We start from the raw sequence: 6,743 nt of genomic DNA on the forward strand, positions 1-6,743 counted from the left end.
CATGCAGAGGCATTGATCAATCACACCACGGGTCATTACGGTGTGTGAGTGGATGATGACGAGGGGGATCGCTTCTCCGACGCGATTCGGCTTCTGCTGCTCATCGCGGCGGTGTCCGATCCGTTGAACGAAGCCGAGCAGCAGGCCGCGCCGAAGGATGCGGTGGCTGTGCTGCGCGCTGAGGGCCGGCTGCAGAAGCTCGACTTCTGGCTGCGTAACCCGGACTACCTGGCCGATGAGCTTCTCAACGACTACGAGCGCGAGAAGGAAGCCATCAACCTGGAGCTGGCCGGCAGCATCCTGGACTCGGACGAGCCGGAGATCTGCGCCATCCCGATGCTGCGCTACCTGTTCGGGGCGTTCGAGTACATCGACCTGGCGATGAGCATCCTGGCCGTCCCGCGCCTGGTGGTGGTCGTGCCGAGGCGCACCGCCAAGCGGGTGCTGCAGGACAACTACTACCTCACGGCCAAGGGCCGCGATCTCGCCGAACGGGCAACGGAGCAGTTCCCGGTCCTGGCCTGGTACACCGAGCGCGCCCGCCTCGTCCGGGCGCTCGCCGAGGCCACAGGGCACTCCGCCCTGGCGCTGCGCAAACGGCAGTACCTACAGCGCGACTACGCCGAGACCCCGCTGAACGAGTTCATCCCGTCGATTGCCGACCGGGCCCGCGCGCGCCTGGCCCGGCTGCGCGCCGAAGCAGAGCAGGGGGACGCCGCGTGACCACACAGCCTTTGCCCGTGCCGTCCGACGGCGAGCTGTATGAACAGATCGCCGCCCGTGTGCCGTCCGCTGACGTGAAGAGGGTCCGTGAGGCCCTGTCTGCCCACGGCATTCAGCTGACCAGGCCGCTGCCCGCGCGACGGCAACTGGTCGTGCACCGGCTGTACTGCGAGGGCATCAAGACCGACACGGACGACAACGACGGCCCCTTCACCGTCGACATGACGCTGGGGCCGGGGCCGTGGGCGATCGCCAGCACCCTGAACAATGCCGGCAAGTCGAGCCTTCTGTGGGCGCTGAGCTACGCCCTGCGTGGCGACGGCTTCGAAGCCTTCCGCCGGTCGGAGACAGTGGACTGGTTCTCCTACGTCCGCGCAGATATCGAGGTCGCCGGCGTCGCGGCCTCCATCCGCCTGACCTTCGACAAACCCGAGCGCCCCAGCTGCCGGCTCCTGAGCGCCGACACCCTCGAGCACCTCACAGCCCTCGACGGCTCCCAGGAGACCGGTCCCGGCGTACGCGTGGCGGCCACTGCGGAGCCCGGCGGCGTCAAGGAACTCATCGACCGTTTCATGCTCGATCGCTTGGGCCTTCGACCACTGTCCCTGTGGGCGGCCGAGGCCGGCGCCCCGAAGGACGCCGACGGCAACCGCGACAGCGCGGAGCAAGTGCACGGCTGGGCAAGCTACTTCTATGCCATCGCGCTGAACGCAGGAAACAGCAGCATCCTGCTGGGCCCCACGTCGTACAACCAACTCCCCGTGAAGCTGATGCAGCTCTTCCTCGACGTCCCTTACGCGTCCGAGCTGACCCAGATCAACACGGCCCGCAAGAAGGACACCCAGGAGAGCAACCGCGTTCAGCGCCGGGCGCGCGAGGATGCCAAAGCCCGCGAGCAGCAAACCGAGCCGCTGCGCCAGGCGCTCAGGGCTGCCGAGGTGAAGGTGGCGGCCTTGGAAGCAGGCCAGCCTGACCTGACGGGCCTGCTCGCCGACGTCGATGCCGCCGCACGAAGGCTCGCCCACGACCAGGCGGCTCTCCAGGAGGCTGAAGAAAGCCACGACCTCGCGCGCAAGGCCCGTCTCAAGGACGAACGGGCCGTCCGCAGGGCCCAGCAAAGCCGTGCGGCCCAAGCCCTTCTGGGAGCGCTTGAGCCGGAGGCCTGCCCGCGCTGCGACCACGAGATCGACGACGCCCGGCGCGCCGCGGAAGAGAGCGCACACCGGTGCTCGGTGTGCGCGAGCCCCCTGCCGGAGGTGAAGGACGACCCAGAGGCGCGGGCAGCGCTGCTCAGCCGACTGGAGGATCGGGTGAACGCCTCCCGCACGGCTGAAGACACAGCCCGGCTGGCTGTCGAGACGGCTGTCGCCGCCTGCGACAACAGCCGTGCCGCGTACGACCTGGTGAACGCCCGCCTTACCGCGGCACGCTCCGGCAACTGGTACACCCGACTCGAATCCGCCCGGGAGGACGTCTACCAGCTGCGCGGCGCTCTGGCAGTCGCCACCGGCAACGGGACCGGCCTGCCGGAGGTGGTCGGCGACTACGTCACCGCAACGACGAGCCCGTCGGACACCGAGAACGACTCCGACGACAGCGACGCCATCTTGGAGGCGGCCGCCGAGGCGTTGTCGGAGGTGGTCACCGACCACAGCAAGGCCCTGTTCACCGACCTGAACGACGAGATCGTCGCCATCGCCCATGACCTGGGCGTGGCCAACCTGACCAGCGTCGACCTCAACCTGGCGGGACACCTCAACGCCCGCAAGACCGGCAAAAAGCACCCCTTCAAAGCATTCAGCCCTACCGACCGCCTGCGCATGCGTATCGCGGCCATCGTCGGCATGATCAAAGTCGGACGCAAACGGGGCATCATGTCCCACCCCGGTCTGCTGCTCATCGACGCGCCCACAGCCGAGGAGCTCTCCCACGAGAACGCGCGCCAGTGCATCAAGACCCTCTACGAGACCGCGGCAGACGACCCCGGCATCCAGATTGTGATCACGTCGATCGACGACGCGGTTTGGGAGTTCTACCCCGAGGACCGTACCGTGACCGGTCCTGACAAACGCCATCTCTTCTAGGAAGGCCACCAGGATTAACCAGCAACGACGAGGGAGGCGGAGGGCATCGTGCACGTCATCGACGAGCGCCTGGCCCAGTGGGCCGCGCACGCCTCCCGCCTCCAACTGCGCGCCGGCCCGACAGTGGAGGACCTCGGAGGCTTCGACGCCGTTCTCGCCGCCGCGGACCACCTCGCCCAGGGCCCTTTCCTGGCCCACCTCATCCAGGCGACCGCGCATCACTTCGACGCCTTCGGTACCGAAGCGTGCAAGCCGCTGTACGACGCCGTCCTCAACGGCCTGAGGACCAACAACAACCACACCGCCATGGCCAGCGCCACCGACGCCCTCGCCAGCCGCCCGGCCCTGGCACGTGAACTCGGCACTCCACTGACACGCGTCCTGCTTACCCGCCTCCAGCAAGCCCAGGACGCCGGTGACGACCTCGCTGCGGCCCTCATCGGGGTGGAAGCTGCGGACTGTCTCGTCCAGCTCACCTTGGCCGGCGTCACCAAGGCCGCACGTCTCCTCGGTGCCATGGACGAAGCAACCGAGGACCCGGCTGCACTTCCCGAGGCCATGGCCACCCGCCTGCCCCGCCTCCTCGGCGTCCTCGACGCCCACCATCCCGGCGCCGGCCTCCGCGAGGCCCTCGAACGCTGCCTGATGCTCGACCACACCTGCCGGGACGCCGCCTTCGAGCTCGCCCTCGGCGACCTGCGCCAGGCTCTGGAACAAGATCAGTACACGCCCATGGCCGAGCACTTGCGCAAAACCCAGGACCGGCTGGCCGAACTGATCGCCCTCGACCCCGACCGCCTGGACGCTCAGCTCTACCACGCCGCCATCGAAGCCGTCCTCGGCCTGTCCGCCCCCGACGCCCCCGCACGCGTCCACAGCGCCGCATCCACCCTGCGCGACACCCTCCACCTCTATCGGGATTATCGCTACCGCACCCGCACCCCGGCCTGGGCACGACCACGCCAGGACGACGTAATCGCCTGGTCGGAACTCACCGTCCTGCTCGACGGCGCCGCCGCGCACCTCGCCCACGATGACCCCTGGTACGAACGCGGCCACGGCATCCTCACCTCACTTCTCCGCGCGTACACCGCGCAGAACACGGTCGCCGTCCTCACAGACACCCCAGCGGCCGCCGCCGTGGAGACCCTGGTAGCGCCCGTCATCGAGGACGCCTTCCTCCAGAACGAGCACCGGCAGCGTTTCCTCCAGCACGCGCTGACCCACGACGAGGAACTCCGCAACGATCCCGCGGCTCAGCGACTCCACGCCGCTCTCCTCCAACGCACCACGATCAGCGAGAACTCCACCGATCAGCAGGCGGGTGATCGGGGAAAAGCGCGACGCTGGCAGCGGCTGGCACACCAACTCGAGGACGACTTCGCCGCGTTCGTTGACCAGACGCCGGAGCACGTCCTCGACCGCCTGGAGCTCGGCCTGCGTACCCACGACGACGTCCTCGCGGCCATCGCCGATCCCAAGTACGGCCGCCTCCGGGCCGGACTCCTCAGCCGACTCAAAGGCTCGCGCGACTGGCTTCCGGGCATCGCCGACGAGTTTACCGCTCTCCTGGAGACCACGATCCGCTACGCCTACCTCTGCTACGACATCGGCCGGAAGATGGGCGGCTCCTACACCGAGTACCTCCGCAAACGGGATAAAGACGGCAAGAAGCAGAAAGTAGACGAAGCCCTATTCCACCAGCACTACCGGGAAGTGCTGCAGTTCTCAGCGCTATTCGGCGTCATCAACTCAGAAGTGATCGACAAGGCAGGCGGAAGAACCGACATTCTCGTCTCCTTCGGCGCCGTGCAATTCAACGTTGAATGCAAGATCGAAGAAGACGACGCCAGCGAAACCGCACTACGCCAATACGTCGCCCAAGCCACCGAATATCAAAACGCGAACGCCGGCTTCGCCATCCTGCTCGCCCTGGACAAGACCGTCGACGCCGAAGGCGCCGCCAACCTTTTCGACAGTATTTGGATCGAACCCGTCCAACGTCCTGGCGAATCCGAACCATGCCTCGTCGTCATCATCCGCATTCCAGGAGGCCGCGAGAACCCCAACCTGCTGCGCCCTGCCCCCGCTCCATAGCCGCGCAGCGCCCACCGGCAGCACTCCCACGGTGAGTGGAGCTGCCGATGACCTCAGAGGCCTATCTCACGCTGCTGCCGTCGTCTCCGGAAGCGGGACAACACGGCCGGCGGGCATACTGGAGAGACGCACTTTCGCGTACAGGTGCGGCGATGCCCCGGCGGTACGGCCGGGGCATCACTGCGTCTCAGAGCGATCAGGCGACCGCGTGGAGGCCGCCCTTGCCGGGCTTGGGCGGGCGCTTGGCGTAGCCCGGGACCTTGATCGGGGGAGGACCGCCGACGGCGAGCTGCTGGGTCATCTCTTTCTCCAGCTCGTGTTGCGACTCGTAGCCGGCCACGGCCGGGTTGAGCGCGTAGCGGTGGCCGCGGCCGCCGCCGGAGCGCAGCACGATGCCGCGGTCGACCAGCAGTCCCATGGCGCGGCTCATGGAGGCCTGGCCCACGCCGAGGATCTCGTCGATCTCGGATTGCTTCATGCCGACGGAGCCCCCGGGGTCCTGGTGCGCGACCATCACCGAGAGGACATCGATCGCTGTGGGGGTCAGCTGCAGCTGGTGCAGCATGCCCAGCAAGTCCGTGGTGGTCATCATGGCGATGGGATCCCTTCGGTCAGCCGAGCTCGGTTCGGGAGAACAACGTGAGCTCGGGTGCGAGTTCGTCGGGGAACTTGGAGTCGAGGACGAGTGCTCGCAACTCGGCGAGGAAGTCGTGCTGCTCCTGGCCGTTTCCGTTATACGCGACGCGAGGGTTGAGCTGGTAGGAGGACCTCTTGACCTTGCGGATGAGGTTCTTCTCGCAGAGCGCGTCGAGGGCGTGGCCGATGCTGGTCCGCTTCACGCCGAGCTCGGCTGCGATCTCAGCGTGTGTGCACTCGATCTTGCCCTTCTTCTGCCTGCCGATCATGTTCGACAGCACGGCGGCCTGCAGCTTGCTGATGATGTTGTGCATCAGGCAGTACGGCAGGACGCGCCGCAGGAAGTAGTTGCTGACGAGGGAGTAGCCGGCCTCGCCGAGCATGTCGTGAGGAGGGCGCCGGTAGACGACCGTCTTGACCTCGTGGACGGGCCCCTTGCCGAACTGCTCCGCAATCCGGCGCGCGAGATCGGTGCCACCATCCTTCTCAACAGGCCTTACAGGCTTGGGCGGTTGAGGTCGAGGGCTCGCGCGCCATGCGCGCAGACCCTCTGCCGCTGCGTCCATGTAGATGATCCTTTCGCGTACAGGTGCTGCGCACTGTACGGCAAAAGTTGCGACCATCCGCATGTTACACGCGGGAGAGTTGCTACTCGTCGCAAGTTTGTGTCGGCGGTCGCCGACATCGGCGCAGAGGCTGGCCTACGCGCCCCCGTGCGATGGCATGTCCGCACGCGCGGCTAGCTGCCGACGCGGCGTCCGTATGTAACTCGCCGGGTAGTGATCCGGTGAGGGAAGCCTTCTTGAGATCGGCGCTGCGGACCGCTGAGCCTGGAGGGCAATACTTGCGTCTATTCGCATGTCTCATCGGAGAGTTGTACATAGACGCATGTTTCTAAGCTGAGTGTGGGTACGGACCGACATCCAAGCACACCTAATGTCGGTGGCCGCCGACATTAGGTTTCACAAAGCCGCAGGTCAGAGGCCACTTTTCCCGAGCGCCTCTTAACTAAAGACGAGCCTCCGCCACAACTCCCTCCCCCCTGCCCTCTCTGCTTTCCCAACTCCTCCTGCACAAAGGGGAGTTACCTGCCGCGAACCGCCGGCCAGTGCGGGGGTGGGTGGGGTGGTGGGCTTCGGGGATTGGGGGCGGCTGTGGTGTGTGTGCTGCGCGTCGGCTGCGCCGCCGCGCTGGCGCGTGGGT

Annotated in this window: 5 protein-coding genes; 3 read left to right on the forward strand and 2 right to left on the reverse strand. The window is 66.9% G+C overall.

What is annotated here, in order from left to right:
- Positions 1-48 precede the first annotated feature (48 nt).
- From ACZ5C2_RS35980 to ACZ5C2_RS35990, 3 genes are read left to right on the forward strand one after another with little or no spacing between them, the layout of a single operon-like run.
- Positions 49-723 carry a hypothetical protein gene (locus tag ACZ5C2_RS35980; RefSeq protein WP_230216276.1) on the forward strand — a complete coding sequence of 225 codons (675 nt, stop codon included), beginning with the start codon at positions 49-51 and terminating at the stop codon, positions 721-723.
- Positions 720-2,807, forward strand: coding sequence for an ATP-binding protein (locus ACZ5C2_RS35985; RefSeq protein ID WP_468800830.1), 2,088 nt, complete (start codon positions 720-722; stop codon positions 2,805-2,807). The genes ACZ5C2_RS35980 and ACZ5C2_RS35985 overlap by 4 nt, the downstream gene beginning before the upstream one ends.
- A 48-nt stretch (positions 2,808-2,855) precedes the next feature.
- Positions 2,856-4,904, forward strand: coding sequence for a hypothetical protein (locus tag ACZ5C2_RS35990; protein WP_468800832.1), 2,049 nt, complete (start codon positions 2,856-2,858; stop codon positions 4,902-4,904).
- Positions 4,905-5,100: 196 nt separating this feature from the next.
- Here the strand turns inward: ACZ5C2_RS35990 and ACZ5C2_RS35995 are convergent, their stop codons facing one another.
- Together ACZ5C2_RS35995 and ACZ5C2_RS36000 are read right to left on the reverse strand one after the other, a co-directional pair.
- On the reverse strand, positions 5,101-5,496 hold the full coding sequence (locus ACZ5C2_RS35995; protein WP_062012246.1) for a Fic family protein: 396 nt from the start codon (positions 5,494-5,496) through the stop codon (positions 5,101-5,103).
- Positions 5,497-5,515: 19 nt separating this feature from the next.
- Positions 5,516-6,106, reverse strand: a complete 591-nt coding sequence (locus ACZ5C2_RS36000) for a replication/maintenance protein RepL (RefSeq protein WP_230216284.1) — start codon at positions 6,104-6,106, stop codon at positions 5,516-5,518.
- Between the last annotated feature and the right edge of the window lie 637 nt (positions 6,107-6,743).

It is taken from the genome of Streptomyces sp. NPDC031365 (assembly GCF_055569765.1).